General features: G+C 73.7%; 13 protein-coding genes. 2 read left to right on the forward strand and 11 right to left on the reverse strand.

The window, feature by feature from the left end; genetic code table 11:
* Positions 1 to 13 precede the first annotated feature (13 nt).
* The gene (locus ABD332_RS14370) at positions 14 to 922 is read right to left on the reverse strand and encodes an MBL fold metallo-hydrolase (protein WP_344502361.1); all 909 of its coding nucleotides are present in this window, start codon (positions 920 to 922) and stop codon (positions 14 to 16) included.
* A 92-nt stretch (positions 923 to 1,014) separates the two neighbouring features.
* Positions 1,015 to 1,962 carry an Lrp/AsnC family transcriptional regulator gene (locus ABD332_RS14375; protein WP_344502362.1) on the reverse strand — a complete coding sequence of 316 codons (948 nt, stop codon included), beginning with the start codon at positions 1,960 to 1,962 and terminating at the stop codon, positions 1,015 to 1,017.
* 85 nt (positions 1,963 to 2,047) lie between these two features.
* Here ABD332_RS14375 and ABD332_RS14380 point away from each other — a divergent pair, with 85 nt between their 5' ends.
* The gene (locus ABD332_RS14380) at positions 2,048 to 3,487 is read left to right on the forward strand and encodes an MFS transporter (protein WP_344502363.1); all 1,440 of its coding nucleotides are present in this window, start codon (positions 2,048 to 2,050) and stop codon (positions 3,485 to 3,487) included.
* A 161-nt stretch (positions 3,488 to 3,648) separates the two neighbouring features.
* Here the strand turns inward: ABD332_RS14380 and ABD332_RS14385 are convergent, their stop codons facing one another.
* From ABD332_RS14385 to ileS, 9 genes are all read right to left on the reverse strand, one after another.
* Positions 3,649 to 4,071: a hypothetical protein gene (locus ABD332_RS14385; RefSeq protein WP_344502364.1), complete on the reverse strand. Its 423-nt coding sequence runs from the start codon at positions 4,069 to 4,071 to the stop codon at positions 3,649 to 3,651.
* On the reverse strand, positions 4,068 to 4,484 hold the full coding sequence (locus ABD332_RS14390) for a MarR family winged helix-turn-helix transcriptional regulator (protein ID WP_344502365.1): 417 nt from the start codon (positions 4,482 to 4,484) through the stop codon (positions 4,068 to 4,070). The genes ABD332_RS14385 and ABD332_RS14390 overlap by 4 nt, the downstream gene beginning before the upstream one ends.
* A 27-nt stretch (positions 4,485 to 4,511) precedes the next feature.
* Positions 4,512 to 5,522 (reverse strand): hypothetical protein, encoded by a 1,011-nt coding sequence (locus ABD332_RS14395; RefSeq protein WP_344502366.1) that lies wholly within the window; start codon positions 5,520 to 5,522, stop codon positions 4,512 to 4,514.
* Entirely contained in the window at positions 5,515 to 5,859 is a 345-nt protein-coding gene (locus ABD332_RS14400) for a hypothetical protein (protein WP_344502367.1), read from the reverse strand. Before ABD332_RS14400 ends, ABD332_RS14395 begins: the two co-directional genes overlap by 8 nt.
* A gap of 45 nt (positions 5,860 to 5,904) precedes the next feature.
* Positions 5,905 to 7,245 carry a sensor histidine kinase gene (locus ABD332_RS14405; protein WP_344502368.1) on the reverse strand — a complete coding sequence of 447 codons (1,341 nt, stop codon included), beginning with the start codon at positions 7,243 to 7,245 and terminating at the stop codon, positions 5,905 to 5,907.
* Positions 7,245 to 7,901: a response regulator transcription factor gene (locus ABD332_RS14410; protein ID WP_425552195.1), complete on the reverse strand. Its 657-nt coding sequence runs from the start codon at positions 7,899 to 7,901 to the stop codon at positions 7,245 to 7,247. Before ABD332_RS14410 ends, ABD332_RS14405 begins: the two co-directional genes overlap by 1 nt.
* A 62-nt stretch (positions 7,902 to 7,963) precedes the next feature.
* The gene (locus ABD332_RS14415; protein ID WP_344502369.1) at positions 7,964 to 9,103 is read right to left on the reverse strand and encodes an SPFH domain-containing protein; all 1,140 of its coding nucleotides are present in this window, start codon (positions 9,101 to 9,103) and stop codon (positions 7,964 to 7,966) included.
* Positions 9,104 to 9,114: 11 nt separating this feature from the next.
* The gene (locus tag ABD332_RS14420) at positions 9,115 to 9,351 is read right to left on the reverse strand and encodes a hypothetical protein (protein WP_344502370.1); all 237 of its coding nucleotides are present in this window, start codon (positions 9,349 to 9,351) and stop codon (positions 9,115 to 9,117) included.
* A 187-nt stretch (positions 9,352 to 9,538) separates the two neighbouring features.
* Complete coding sequence (ileS, locus tag ABD332_RS14425) at positions 9,539 to 12,673, reverse strand: isoleucine--tRNA ligase (RefSeq protein WP_344502371.1); 3,135 nt, start codon at positions 12,671 to 12,673, stop codon at positions 9,539 to 9,541.
* 85 nt (positions 12,674 to 12,758) lie between these two features.
* Here ileS and ABD332_RS14430 point away from each other — a divergent pair, with 85 nt between their 5' ends.
* Positions 12,759 to 15,095 (forward strand): putative bifunctional diguanylate cyclase/phosphodiesterase, encoded by a 2,337-nt coding sequence (locus ABD332_RS14430; RefSeq protein ID WP_344502373.1) that lies wholly within the window; start codon positions 12,759 to 12,761, stop codon positions 15,093 to 15,095.
* Positions 15,096 to 15,106 lie beyond the last annotated feature (11 nt).

Below are 15,106 nucleotides of genomic sequence, written 5' to 3' on the forward strand. Positions count from 1 at the left end.
TCCCGGAACGCTGCTAGTCGTTGGCGAGGCTCCAGGCGACGGTGTTGAGGTTGTCGGTCAGGAAGATGTCGTGGCCGCCCAGGCGCTGTGCCCAGGAGGTCGGCATCAACTCGGCGGCCCGTGTGACGACCGCGTCCATCCAGACCTTGAGTCGAGCCTGCCGGTTGTCGTCCGGCACGCCGGCGGCTGCGGCGGCCTGTGGCAGGGCGACGGTGCGTAGCGCTTCGGCGGCGCTGGTGCGCAGGTCGTGGATGTACTCGCGGTTGACCACGACGTCCTCGGGGGTGCCGGGCAGCGCCATGTGTCCGGACACGATGGTGTCGAAGTCGTACTGCAGGATGCGGTCCATCGCGTCGAAGTACGCGGGCACGTTCGGTGAGAAGAGCAGGCGGAAGAACGGCGCGTTCTTGACCGTGAAGCTGTCGATCGCGGTCAGGATCCGCCGTTGTGGCAGATGGATGAAGAGGTTGCCGGGTTGGTGCCAGTCGCCGGTGTACTCCAGGACGAGCCGTTCGCCGTCGATGGTCAGGTCGTGCCTGGGTCCGTTGAATGCCTCGGTGGGCAGTGGGCGGCGGTCGTCGTGGGCGTGCTGGATGAACCGGCCGGTGAATTCGTGGGCGACGATCTGCAGGTCGGCGCGGGCGAGGAGGTGCGCGGAGCCGATGTGGTCGGCGTGGGCGTGGCTGTAGATGAGGTGGGTGACCGGTTTCGGGGTGACCTCCCCGATACCGGCCAGCAGGCGTTCGCCGAGGTCTGTCGGGGCGTCCACGAGGACGACGCCGTTGCGGGTCTCCAGGAACATGGTGTTCACCGTGCCGCTGGTGATGAAGTAGGCGCCGCCGCCGAGCTCCGTGACGAGGTAGCCGGCGCCAGGGATGTCGGGGCCTCGGGCGAACGCCGGCACGGGTGCGAAGACCGTCATCCTTCCGAAGCTAGGACGGTGCCGGCCCGGCCATGCCGGCGTTTCCGGATTTTCATTCGTCGCCGCCCCGACCCGACCACGGACCGACACGCCTAAAGCACGGCGCCGACCTGCTTCACGTGGCGCAGGGCCGGGGCGGTCTCGACGCGCTCGATGCCGGGCAGCGGGCCGATCCGGCGGGTGAGGTAGTCGTACAGGCCGGCCATGTCGGGGCAGATGACGGTGGCGACGAGGTTGGTGGCGCCGGTGGTGGCCGCGGCGAAGACGACCTCCGGGTGGGTGGCAAGGGCGCGGCCGGCGGCCTCCAGGTGGGCGGGCGCCACGGCCATCCAGAGCAGGATGCGGGCCCTGAAACCGAACAGCGCCGGGTTGACCTCCACGTCGAAGAACAGGGCGCCGGTGCGCAGGAGGTGCTCGAGGCGGCGCCGCACCGTGGACTCGGACCAGCCGGTGGCGGCGGCGAGCTCGGGCAGGCCGGTGCGGCCGTCGCGGGCGAGGGCGGCGACGAGCGGCCGGTCGGTGTCGAGCAGGACGGCCTCGCCCGCGGGCGGCTGCGGCTGGACCGCCGCGGTCTGCGCCTGGGTGAGGGCGGTGGGTCCGGCGGCGTCGACCGCCCCACCGGCGAAGTCGTGGATCAGGCAGTGCGCGCGGACCGACACGATCCGCGGGGTGCTCGGCAGCTTCTGCAGCAGCAGCGCCTCCCGGTCGGCGGTGCCGGGGTTCTGCACGATGCAGGTCACCTCGGTGCCGCCGGACGCGATCGTCACCCACGTCGTGTCGGGGCGGCGGGCGAGGGCCTCCGCGATCGCCGACGCGCCGCCCGGGGTGCTCTGCACGCGGATCATCCACTTGTCGTAGCCGAGCCGGACCCCGTTGGGCAGGCCGACGACCCGCACCCCGGCCTCCGCGCGCAGCCGCCGGAACCGGCGGGCGACCGTCTGGTCGGAGACGCCGAGCACCTCGGCGATGCGGCTGAAGCCGGCCCTGCCGTCGACCCGCAGCGCGTCCACGATCTGCCGGTCCAGCGTGTCGATTTCCACCACCCGAGCGTACGTCGTGTCGAAATCCGCAGGATCTGCCCCGCTCGCTTCGCGACAGCGTCAGGGAAGCCGCAGAGTCGTCGGCATGCGAAAATGGTCCCCCTTGCTTGCCGTGTGCATCGGCACGTTCATGCTGCTGGTCGACGTCACGATCGTGACCGTGGCGCTGCCGGCCGTCGCCGGCGACCTGCACGCCTCGCTCGACGGGCTGCAGTGGGTCCTCGACGGCTACGCGCTCGCCCTCGCGGCCCTGCTGCTCGGCGCGGGCGCCCTCGCGGACCGGCACGGCCGGCGCCGGATGTACCTTGCGGGCACGGTCGTCTTCGCCGCCGCGTCGCTGCTGTGCGCGGTCGCGAACAGCGCCGGGCTGCTCATCGCCGCGCGGTTCCTGCAGGGCGCCGGCGGTGCCGCGATGTTCGCGACCACCGTGGCGCTGCTCAGCGTGACGTACAGCGGCAAGGACCGCGGCGTCGCCTTCGGCGTGTGGGGCGCGGTCAACGGCGCCGCCGCGGCGGCCGGGCCGATCGTCGGCGGGCTGCTCACCGAGCACCTCGGCTGGCGCTGGATCTTCCTGGTCAACCTGCCCGTCAGCCTCCTCGCCGTGTGGTTCACCGTCCGCGGCGTCACCGAGTCGAAGGGCCGCCCCGGCACCCGCTTCGACCTGCCCGGCACCATCGCGTTCACGGTCAGCGCCGCGGCGGTGACGTTCGCGCTCATCCGCGGCGGCGAGGCGGGGTGGACCGCGCCGTCGACGTCGGCCGCGTTCGGGATCTCGGCGGCGGCGCTGGTGGCCTTCGTACTGATCGAGCGCGCGACCGAGCAGCCGATGCTGGACCTGCGGCTGTTCCGCAGCGCCTCGTTCGGCACGCTGATGGTGGCGGCGGTCCTGGTGCAGGCGGCGGCGTTCGCGTACCTGCCGTTCGTGACGGTGTGGCTGCAGGAGTTCCTCCACAAGGGCCCGGTCGACGCGGGCCTGCTGGGCGCGCTGCCGATGAGCATCGCGTCGTTCGTGGTCGCCGCGCTGGGCGGCCGGCTGCTGCAGCGGATCGCGCCGCGCTGGACGGTCGGCATCGGCCTGCTGCTCATCGCCGCCGGCGACCTGTTGCAGGCGCGCCTCACCGCCTCGAGCCCGGCGACGGCGCTCATCCCGGGCCTCGTGGTGGCGGGCGTCGGCGTCGCGGCCGTGCTGCCGGTCCTGTCCTCGGCCGCCCTCTCCGCCGCCCCGCCCGAACGCAGCGGCATGGCCAGCGGCGCGGTGAACACGTTCCGCCAGCTCGGGTTCGCCCTCGGCGTGGCCGTCTTCGGCGCCGTGTTCAGCCACCGGCTCGCCGCCCACCAGGACCCCCGCGCCGGGGTGGCGGACGCGCTCAACCAGACCCTGTTCGTCGCGGGCGGCCTGGCCCTGCTCGCGGGCGTGCTGGTCCTGCTCCTGGTCCGCCACGCCGCCGCCGCGCCGTCGGCCGGCCGGCCGGTGGCGCCGGCCACGTCCGGGGTCACGGCCGCGGCCACATCCGGCGGTCACTGACCCGGCCACGTCCGGCGACTGACCCGCACGGGCCGCGCCGGTCCTGCTGTGGCGGTGGAACGCCTCGTACGACCAGTCGTGGGACATCAACTACACCTACTGAACCGTGCGGGGCGCGTCCGGCGGCGGGCGCGCCCCTACGAACGGACGGCCGGCCGGGGTCAGTGCGCGCCGGCGGGGATCGGGCGGAGGTCGGGCTCGACCCAGCCGGTCCTGGCGGCCTCCGACGCCAGGGTGGCGGAGCGGTAGAAGCGGGTCAGGAGGCGCTTGTCGAGCAGGTCGGGAAACCTGGCCAGGAACGCGTCGAAGTCGTCCCCGCCGGGCTCGTCGTGGCAGGCGACCAGCTCGACCCAGGCGCGGCTGACAGTGGCGTGGTACTTCTGCGGCACGCCGGCATACCTGGCGGTGCGGCGGATCCCGTCGCTGATCAGCTCGACGGCCGCCGCGGTGCCGTGCCGCCGGACCGCGAGCCAGGTGACGTGGACGTGCTCCCGGTGGCCGAACCGGCCGGCGGCCCCGACGACCTCGGCGAACAGTGCCTCGAACGGCCCGGCATCCGCCCGCGGCTCCTGCGTGGGGCTCATGTCAGGGCCCGCAGGACGGTGAGGGCGGCCTCGACGGTCCCGGCGGGCAGGTCCGCCAGGGCCTCGCGCTCCAGATCGGCGATGGCCCGGGTGATGACGGCCGCGGTGGCGGCGCCCTCCGCGGTGAGGGTGACGAGGACGGCCCGGCGGTCGCCGGGGTGCGCGGCGCGGGTGATGAGGCCACGCCGCTCCAGACGGTCCAGGACGCCGGTGAGCGTGGTGGGGCGGGTGCCGGTGGCGGCGCCGAGCTCCGAGACGGTGCGGCCGGCGCCCTCCTCCGGCCGGTCCCCGGAGGCGGTGCGGCCGAGGTTGCCCAGGGCGTTGAGCTCCGACGGGGTCAGGTCCAGGTCGGCCAGGCGGGCCGACAGCACCTGCAGGGTCGCGTGGGTGGCACGCTGCAGCTCAAGTATCACGGTTTCGGATTATACGGATCCGTAGTATCAGGGCAACGCGTCGACCCAGGCGTCGTCGAGGTGGTCGGCGTACGGGCCGCCCGGCGGGTCCACGGTCCACACGTGGATCATCTCCGGCAGGGTCGTGGCGAAGGTGAGGCCGGGGCACGAGCCGAACGGCGACACCACGCCGAAGCCCGGCGGGAGCAGCCCCACGCACACGTCGTGCGCGTGCCAGCGGGCGCCGCCGATCGAGGGCCCGGCCGCGCCTGCGACGGGCACCTGGAACACCACGCCCAGCAGGATCGCGCGGTCCGGGCGGACGGCGTAGACGAGCTGCTCCGGCGCGGCGGGGTCGAGGACCCGGCCGTCGTTCTGGTGGCCCTTGTGCTCGAAGTGCACCTGCGTCCCGGTGCGCGGGCCGGTCGCGTGGTATCCGTCGGCCTCGGCGGCGGCCAGGTCGGCGTAGCGGGCGGTCGACGCGCGGACCCGCGCGGCGAGGTCCCGGGCGCCGGCCCGCTCGACGGCGCTCGGCGGCGGGCCGGCCGGGCGCCGCACCGTGCCGGCCTGGATGCGGTCGGGGCCGTCGTGGTCGTGGGCGGCGAGGGACACGGCCCACATCGCGGTGCCGAACACCAGCACCAGCGCCACCGTGCCCACCCGCGCCAGGAAGCGCCGGCAGGAGACGGCGAGCAGCGCGAGCTCCAGGCACGCCACCGTCAGGGCGACCTGGTCGGGGGCGACCGCCCGTACACCCGACGCCGCGACGAACAGGAGCAGCTGCGCCGGCACGAGGAACCCGGCCTGGACCCGCCACGAGCGGCCGGCGAGGCAGCGCACGGCGAGCCACCCGAAGAGCCCGGCGGACAGCACCGAGCCGAGCGGCCACGGCAGTCCGATGTGGACGACGGCGAGGGTGGCGAGCAGGCCGGAGCACCAGCGGACCTCGGAGCCGGCCCGGCGCCAGGCGGGGAGCTGGACGAGCAGCAGCGGCGACGCGACCAGCAGCAGCAGTGCGACGCGGTGTGCGGGGGCGATGCCGAGCCAGAAGTCACGCACGGGCGGTCACCCGCCGCGCGCACAGCACGAGCACCGTCAGCGGCAGGGCGAGGGTGGTGAGCAGGCCGGTGAGGTTGACGGTGAAGTCCAGCTGCGGCAGCAGCCCGAGCAGCAGCTGCCCCTCCCAGCCGGCCACCGCCAGAACCTCCGCGACCAGCGCCGCGACGAGCGCCCAGCGGCGGCGCTCCAGCAGCGCGCCGAGGGTCATGAGCAGCGCGGCGTGCGCGACCGGCGCGACCGCGTACACCGGGTTGAACCCCATCAGCGTCAGCATGCCCAGGGTGCCGGTCAGCCCCAGCGCGCCCTGCAGCAGGAGCAGTCCCCGCAGCACAGCCATGCCGGCCATGCTCGGCCCCGGCGATGAGCCGCGGATGAGCGGAAGCTAAGAAGACGATGAGAGCGGCAGGTCCGCGACGAACGACGCCCCGCCGGTGGCGTTGTTGGCGGCGACGATCGTGCCGCCGTGGGCATCCACGATGGACAGTGCGATGGCGAGGCCGAGCCCGGCGCCGGGGCCGGTGCGGGCCTCGTCGCCGCGGTGGAACCGTTCGAAGATCTGGCGTTCGGCGCCGGGCGGGATGCCGGTGCCGTCGTCGGTGACGTTGAGCTGCGCCCGGTCGCCGCGCTGGGTGACGGTGACCCACACGTTGCCGCCGGTGGCCGAGTACTTCACGGCGTTGTCGAGCAGGATCCACACCAGCTGGGTGAGCGCGTCGGGCGAGCCGTGCACCGGCGGCGCGGGGGTGATCGCGCGGTGGAAGTGCCGGTCGGGGTGCTGCGCCTCGGCCTGCCGGCACACGTCGGACACGAGCGCGCCGAGGTCGACCGGCCGCAGCTCGAGACCCGACGCGTCGGACCGGGCGAGGGTCAGCAGGTGCTCGACGAGGCGGCTCATCCGCGCGCTCTCCCCGGCGATGTCCCGCACCGCCGCGGCCACGTCCTCCGGCGCCGCGTCCGGGTGCCGCCGCAGGAACCCGGCGTTGTTGCGGATCGTGGTCAGCGGCGTGCGCAGCTCGTGCGACGCGTCGGCGACGAACCTGCGCTGCGCGGCGTAGCTGCCCTGCAGCCGCTCCATCATCGTGTTGAACGCGGCGGTGAGCCGGCCGACGTCGTCGCGGGCCGGGGCGGGCGGCAGCCGGCGGGTGAAGTCCTGCTCCCGCCCGATCTCCTCCACGTGGCCGGTGAGCTGCCGCAGGGGTTTGAGGGCGCGGCCGGAGACGAGCCAGGTGGCGCCGGCCGCCGCCGCGAGCGACAGCACCGCGTAGACGCAGACCAGCACGAACAGCCCGCGCCGGTCGTCGGTGACCTTCCGGGTCGTCTGCGCGGCGACGACGTGCCCACCGGCGGCCTCGCGCACCGCGACCCGCACGGGCACCCCGATGTCCACGGTGGACCTCGGGGTCAGCGTCGCCGTCGCCGGTACGGGCGGCAGCCGGCCGTCCAGCGCGCCGGTGCTGACGAGCACCCGCCCCTGCGCGTCGAGCACCATGACGAAGACGTCCGGGCTGGTGCGCACGTCGACCGCCGCGGGCGCCGGGCCGTCGGCGGCGGCCGGCAGGCGGGTCAGGGACCGCGCGACCTCGTCGGCCCGCTTGCCCAGGGCGGTGTCCTGGCCGGTCGCGGCGCCGGCGGCGAGCAACAGGTACACGGCGGCGCAGAACAGCCCGAGCACGGCACCGGCGACGCCGAGCCCGAACAGGGTGATGCGCAAGCGGATCGACATCACGGCGCCTTGAGCACGTAGCCGACGCCGCGGACCGTGTGCAGCAGGCGCGGCTCGCCGAGCTTGGCCCGCAGGTAGCCGACGTAGACGTCGACGACGTTGCTGGCGCTGGCGAACCCCATGCCCCACACGGCGTCGAGCAGCTGCCCCCGGCTGAGCACCTGCCGCGGGTGGGTGAGGAAGTGTTCGAGGAGCCGGAACTCCAGGGCCGTCAGCTCCAGCGGCGTGCCGCCGCGCCGGCACTCGTGGGCGCCCGGGTCGAGCCACAGGTCGTGGAACTCGAGGCCGTCCTGCCTGGTCCGGCGCAGCAGCGCGCGGACCCGCGCGAGGAGCTCGTCGGGCTCGAACGGCTTGACGAGGTAGTCGTCGGCGCCGGCGTCGAGCCCTTCCACGCGGTCGGCGGTCGTGTCGCGGGCGGTGAGCATGAGCACGGGCAGGTCCCGGTCGGTGGCCCGCAGCCGCCGGCACACCCCGACACCGTCGAGCCCCGGCAGCATCCTGTCGAGGACCACGAGGTCGGGCCGTTCGTGCGCGACCGCGTCGAGCGCCGCCGGCCCGCTGCCGGCGACGGTGACGCGGTAGCCGCTGTAGACGAGCGCCCGCCGCAGCGAGTCCGCGAGCGGCGGGTCGTCGTCGACCACCAGGACGTGCACCACGGCAGCATCGTAGTTCCGCGGCGCACGGTGCACCTGGCTCAGCAGAAGAACGCGGCGGGAGGTCAGGCGGCTTCGCGGCGGGCGAGCGCGGTCGACGGGGCGGCGGGCTCGGCGGCGGGGACGGCGGTCATGCCCTTGCGCACGGCCTCCAGCAGGGCGGTGCCCTGGGCGGCGAGGGACGCGACGACGCTGTTGAGGCCCTCGGCGCCGTCCAGGACGGTAAGGTTGGCGCCCTGCAGGCCCTCCGCGGCGGCGCGGAGCAGGTCCGGCAGCTGCTCGATCATCATCTGGTCGAGGGCGATGCGGCCCTGCGCGGCGGCGGCCTCCGCGGACAGCTTCGTGGCGTCGGCGTCGGCGCGGGCCAGGGTGCGGATCCGCTCGGCCTCGGCCTCCGCCGGGCGGATGACCTCGGCGACGAGCTCGGCTTGGCGCAGCTCGGCGCGCTTCGCCGCGACGATCGCCTGCTCGACGAGGACGTGCTGCTGGGCCTGGGCGGCGGCGAGCGGGCCGGCCTGCGCGGCGGTCTGCTGGGCCTGGTCGATCTCGGCCTGGTAGCGGGCCTGGGCGATGGCGGTCTGCCGGGCGTACTCGGCCTGGTTGCGCTTGCTCTCCTGCTGCGCCATCGCGCTGGCCTGGTCGGCGACGGCCTGGGCGACGTTGGCCTCCTGGTTGACCCGCGCCTGGTGCGGGGCGGCCAGGGCCTTGATGTAGCCGACGCCCTTGTCGTGGATGCTGCTGATCTGCAGCGAGTCGATGTCCAGGCCGATGCGGGCCATCTCGGTCTTGCTGGCGTCGACGATCGCGTCGGCGAGGGTCTGCTGCTCGCGGATGATCGCCTCGACGGTCATGCTGCCGATGATGCTGCGCAGGTGCCCGCTGAAGATCCGGCCGACCAGGACGGGCATCTGCGACTGGTCGCCCTGGAAGCGGCGGGCCGCGGCCGCGATCGACTCGTGGTCGTCGCCGACCTTGAAGGCGATGACCGCCTGGACGTGCAGGGTGAGGCCCTGCTGGGTGTAACAGTCCTCCTCGACCTCGGCCTCCTGCATGGCCAGGGTCAGCCGGGACGCCTTGGAGAAGATCGGGACGACGAACGCGCCGTGCCCGGTGACGATCTTGAACGGCAGGGCATCGACTCCCCGCTGCCGCCGGCCGCTGATCAGCAGCGCTTCGTTGGGGGCGGGCACACGGTAACCGAGCATGGTGGCCTCTCTCAGCCAGGGGTGGTGTGGTCACCGGGCATCGGCGGCCACGGTTCGACGTCGACCTGACGCGCGCCGCGGAAGTGGATGACGAGCACGTGAGCGCCGGCTGGCAGCGACTCGGCGGCGTAGGCCAGATAGTGGTGCGGCACGCCCTGGACCACGACCCGGATCTCCCCGGGCCGGTCTCCCCCGCGGACCGCGGTGACCACCACGCCGACCTTGCCGACCAGCGACTGACCACGCACCGGCTGCTCCCAACCCCGTCGACCGCTCCGCGCCCATCGCGTGCCGTGACGTGTGCGATCCAGATTCTGCTCCTGTCGCACCAACCCGTGTGACCGGCGAGGTGTGTCCTGCGAGACACCCCGGAACACCCGGAACACCCCCCGGGTGGCACCCCGCGCACGGCAGGTGCCACCCCTGTTCGGCCGGTCAGGCCTTGCGGAGCCAGAAGGTGAGGCCGAGCGAGTCGTCGGTGAAGGGCACGGCACCGGGCCAGGACGGCTCGCCCTCGGCGCACGCCGTGGCCAGGACGTCGTCGGTGACGAGGTCGCGGTGCTCGGCGAGGGCGAGGGCGGTGTCGTCGCGGGTGCTGGTCCAGGCCAGCTCGATGCGGTCGACGACCTCGAGGCCGCTGGACTTGCGGGCCTCCTGGACCTGCCGGACGACGTCGCGGGCCAGGCCGGCCCGCTCCAGCTCCGGGGTGAGCCGCAGGTCCAGGGCGAGGGTCGCGCCGGAGTCGGCGGCGACGGTCCAGCCCTCCCGCGGCGTCTCGGTGATGAAGACCTCGTCCGGGGTCAGCTCGACGGGCGCGCCGTCGACGACCACGGTGGCGGTACCGGTGGACCGCAGCGCATCCCGCAGCACCAGGGCGTCCGCGGCGGCGATCGCCTTCGCGACGTCCTGGACGCCCTTGCCGAAGCGTTTGCCGAGGGCCCGGAAGTTGGCCTTGGCGGTGGCGTCGACGAGCGACGAGCCGGCCGCGTCGACCGGCACGATCGAGCCGACGTTGAGCTCCGCCGCGATCTCCGCGAGAAGCTCGGCGGGCAGCTGGTCGAAGCCGGCCGCGGAGGCGAGGGCCCGCGACAGCGGCTGGCGGACGCGGATGCCGGAGTCGGCGCGGGCGGCGCGGCCCAGCTCGACGAGCCGGCGGGCGAGCGCCATCTGCCCCGACAGCGCGGGGTCGATCAGGTCCGCGGCGACCGGCGGGAACGCGGCGAGGTGCACCGACGGCGGCGCCTCGGGGGACGCGGGCACGACGACGTCCTGCCAGACCCGCTCGGTGATGAACGGGACGATCGGGGCGAGCAGCAGCGTCACCGTCGTCACGACCTCGTGCAGGGTGGCGAGCGCCGCGGGGTCGCCGCGCCAGAACCGGCGGCGGTTGCGGCGCACGTACCAGTTGGAGAGGTCGTCGACGAACGCGGCGAGGAGCTTGCCGGTCTCGTGGGTGTCGAACGCGTCCATCGCGGCGTCGACCCGGCCGACCAGGGTGTGCAGCTCGGACAGCACCCAGCGGTCCATGACCGGCCGGTCGGCGGGCGCCGGGTCCGACGGCGACGGGGTCCAGCCGGCGGTGCGCCCGTACAGCGCCTGGAACGCGACCGTGTTCCAGTACGTCAGCAGGGTCTTGCGCACGACCTCCTGCAGCGTCGTGTGCCCCACCCGCCGCGCGGACCACGGCGAGCCGACCGCGGCCATGAACCAGCGCACCGCGTCGGCGCCGTGCAGGTCCAGCAGCGGGATCGGCTCCAGGATGTTGCCGAGGTGCTTGGACATCTTCCGGCCGTCCTCGGCGAGGATGTGGCCGAGGCAGACGACGTTCTCGTAGGAGGAGCGGCCGAAGACGAGCGTGCTGACGGCCATCAGCGTGTAGAACCAGCCGCGGGTCTGGTCGATCGCCTCGGAGATGAACTGCGCCGGGAAGCGCCGCTCGAAGACGTCGGCGTTGCGGTACGGGTAGCCGAACTGCGCGAACGGCATCGCCCCCGAGTCGTACCAGGCGTCGATGACGTCCGGGACGCGGGTCGCGGTCGCGCCGCAGTGGCAGGCGAACGTGACCTCGTCGATGAACGGCCGGTGCGGGTCGAGGTCCGCCAGGTCACGACCCGCCAGCTCACTCAATGAAGCCAGGGAGCCGACGCAGGTCAGGTGGTCCTCGGGGCAGCGCCAGATGGGCAGCGGCGTCCCCCAGTACCGCTGCCGGGACAGCGCCCAGTCGACGTTGTTGACGAGCCAGTCGCCGTAGCGGCCGTGCTTGACGCTCGCCGGCTGCCAGTTGGTGCGCTCGTTCTCCCGCAGCAGGTCGTCGCGGACGGCGGTGGTCCGCACGTACCAGGAGGGCTGCGCGTAGTAGATGAGTGCCGTGTGGCAGCGCCAGCAGTGCGGGTAGCTGTGCTCGTACGGCACGTGCCGGAACAGCAGCCCCCGCTCGCGGAGGTCGTCGACGAGCGGGCCGTTCGCGGTGCGGAAGAACATGCCGCCGACCAGGTCCAGCTGCGGCTCGAACGTGCCGTCGCGGCGCACCGGGTTGACCATGGGCAGCCCGTACGCGCGGCAGGAGGCGAGGTCGTCGGCGCCGAACGCCGGCGACTGGTGCACGAGGCCCGTGCCGCTGTCGGTGGTCACGTACGACGCGAGGATCACGATGTGTGCGTCGGGCACCTCGACCAGGTCGAACGGCGGCCGGTAGGTCCACCGTTCGAGGTCCTTGCCGCTGAACGACTCGCCGGTGAGCGTCCAGGCCTCCTTGTCGGACTCCCCCAGGACGGTCGCGACGAGAGGCTCGGCGAGCAGGAGCTGCTCGGTGCCGTCGGTCGCGACGACGTACGTGACGTCCGGGTTGACCGCGACCGCGGTGTTGGACACGAGGGTCCACGGCGTCGTCGTCCACACCAGCAGCGACACGCGGCCCGCGAGGGGGCCGGAGGTGAGCGGGAACCGCACGAACACCGACGGGTCGACGTCGGTCTCGTACCCCTGGGCCAGCTCGTGGTCCGACAGCGCGGTCTGGTCGCGCGGGCACCACGGCGCGACCCGGAAGTCCTCGACGAGCAGCCCCTTGTCGAAGATCTGCTTGAGCGACCACCAGACCGACTCGATGTACGGCGGGTCCATGGTGCGGTACGCGTCGTCCATGTCGACCCAGTAGCCCATGCGGTGGGTCAGCTCGGCGAACGCGTCGGTGTGCCGGGTCACCGACTCGCGGCACTTCGCGTTGAACGCGGCGATGCCGTAGTCCTCGATGTCCTGCTTGCCGCTGAAGCCGAGCTCCTTCTCCACCGCCAGCTCGACCGGCAGGCCGTGACAGTCCCAGCCGGCCTTGCGCTCGACGTGGTAGCCCTTCATCGTCCGGTACCGCGGGAACACGTCCTTGAAGACCCGCGCCTCGATGTGGTGGGCGCCGGGCATCCCGTTGGCGGTCGGCGGCCCCTCGTAGAACACCCATTCGGGACGGCCGCGGGACTGCTCCAGGCTGCGGGCGAAAATGCCTTCACGCTGCCAGAACCGCAGCACGTCATGGTCGAGGGCGGGCAGGTCCACCTGCGCGGGCACGGGCCGGTACATGTCAGGGCATCCTACCGGCCGGGTCGGCTCAGCTCCGGGCGGGCGCTGCCGATGTGCAAGCGGAATGATCGAGCACAAGTCACCGGTGTCATCGTCGCGGCGCCTCGTCGCGGCGGTCGCCGCCTGCCTGCTCGCCGAGATGCTGTGGACGGCGCTGTTCGCGTCCGGGGTGCCGGTGCCCAAGGTGCCGGCGTTGCTGACGGTCCCCCTGGCGCTCGGCCTGGCCGCGCTCATCGCCCGCGCCGCCGCCCGCGCACCGGGACTCCCCGCGGCGGGCCGCCGGTTCTGGCGGCTCATGACCGCCTCGATCGCGCTCATCGGCGTCGGGGCGACGATCATGGGCCACGCCAGGCTGCACCCCGAAGATCCTGACGCGCTGCGGACCGTCCAGGCCTCGGCGCCGGCGCTCGTCGCGGGCGTCGGGCTGGCGCTGTACGCGCTGCTGCGGCTACCCACCCGCAGCATGACCCGGGGCGAGTGGATCAGGCTCGGGCTGGACGGGCTGACGGTCCTCATCAGCACCGCCACGTTCCTGTGGCACCTGGCGCTGCGGCCGATGCTGGAGCGGCACACCGACGTGCGGCTCGCGCTGGGCCTGCTCCTGCTGTCCATGACCTGCCTGGTGGCCCTGGTCGCGGTGATGAAGGTCGTGCTGCTCGGCAGCGGACCGGTCAGCCCGCGCTCGATGCGGCTCATGGCCGCGGCGGTGCTCGTGGGCGGGCTCGGGTCGGCGGTGTCGCCGCTGATCGCGTCGCCCCGGTGGGTCGGTCTCCAGCCGATGATCACCCTCGTCGAGGCGCTGCTGGTGGCGTGCGCGGGGTCCGTCGCGGTGTCCGCGGGCGCCGCGCCGGCGACCCGGGCGGCCGCGTACAGCAAGCTGCCGTACTTCGCGGTCGCGGCGACGTCGCTGCTGCTGGCCGCCGTCGCCTACGGCGACCACACGGACGTCGGCCCGGTGGCGACCGGCGCCATCGCCGTCAGCGCCGCCGTCGGGCTGCGGCAGCTGGTCGCGCTGCGCGACAACGCGCTGCTGCTCAGCTCCGTCCGCCGGCACGAGCAGCGGATGCGGTACCAGGCCAGCCACGACGCGCTGACCGGCCTGGTGAACCGCGCCCGCTTCGCCGAGCTGCTCACCTCGGCGCTGCTCGGCCAGGGGCCGGTGGCGGTGCTCCTGATCGACCTCGACGACTTCAAGGGCATCAACGACACGCTCGGCCACGGCGTCGGCGACGAGGTCCTCGTCACGGTCGCGGAGCGGCTGCGGCGGGCGGTCCGCCACGACGACGTGGTCGCCCGGCTCGGCGGCGACGAGTTCGCGATGCTGCTGCGCGACGTGGACGCCGTGCCCGCCGTCGACGTCGCCGGCCGCATCCACGACGCGCTCGGCACCCCGATCCACACGACCGGGCACGAGCTGCTCGTGCACGCCTCCGTCGGCATCGCGACGTCCACGCCCGGCGACGTGCTCGAGACGCTGCTGCGCAACGCGGACCTCGCCATGTACGCGGCGAAGGAGCGCGGCAAGGGCGGCCACTTCGTGTACGTGCCGGGCATGACGACCCGGATCGTCGCGCACGCCGAGCTCGGCGCCCAGCTGCGCGACGCGATCGACGCGGAGCTGTCACGCCCTTCCGGCAGCTCCCGGGAGCTGTCACGCCCTTCCGGCAGCTCCCGCCAGCTGTTCCTGCTGTACCAGCCGATCGTGCGCCTCGACGATGGGCGGACGGCCGCCACGGAGGCCCTCGTACGGTGGCGGCACCCGTCCCGCGGCGTCGTGCCACCGCTGGAGTTCATCCCCGCCGCCGAGCAGACCGGCCTGATCGTGCCGCTGGGCCGCTGGGTGCTGCGGGAGGCCTGCCGGCAGCAGGCGACCTGGCTGCGGGACCTCGGCACGGCCGCGCCGCAGTCGGTGAGCGTCAACGTCGCCGGCCGGCAGCTGACCGACCCGCAGTTCGTCGCCGACGTCGTCGCCGCCCTCGACGACGCGGGCCTCGACGCGCGGCACCTCACCCTGGAGGTGACCGAGACGGCGGTGCTGGACAGCGCCGAGGCGGTCGCGACCCTGGAGGCGCTGCGCGGCCTGCGCGTGAAGCTGGCCCTCGACGACTTCGGCACCGCCGCCTCCTCACTCGGGCTGCTGCTGACGTGCCCGGTCACGTCGCTCAAGCTGGACCGCACGTTCGTCGCCGGGATCACCACCGTCGCCCGGCAGGAGGCCGTCGCGACCGCCGTGATCCGCATGGCGCAGGCCCTGGACCTGGCCGCGGTCGCCGAGGGGATCGAGACGCAGGAACAGGCGCGGATGCTGCGGCACCTCGGCTACCGGTTCGGTCAGGGTTATCTGTACGCGCGGCCACTCCCGCCGGACGAGGTGGCCGCAATGTCCGCTCCAGCCCTTGCCGGCCGCAATCCATCGATATGATCGCCGTCAAT

The sequence above is a fragment of the Dactylosporangium maewongense genome, from assembly GCF_039531485.1.
Classification (GTDB): Bacteria; Actinomycetota; Actinomycetes; order Mycobacteriales; family Micromonosporaceae; genus Dactylosporangium; species Dactylosporangium maewongense.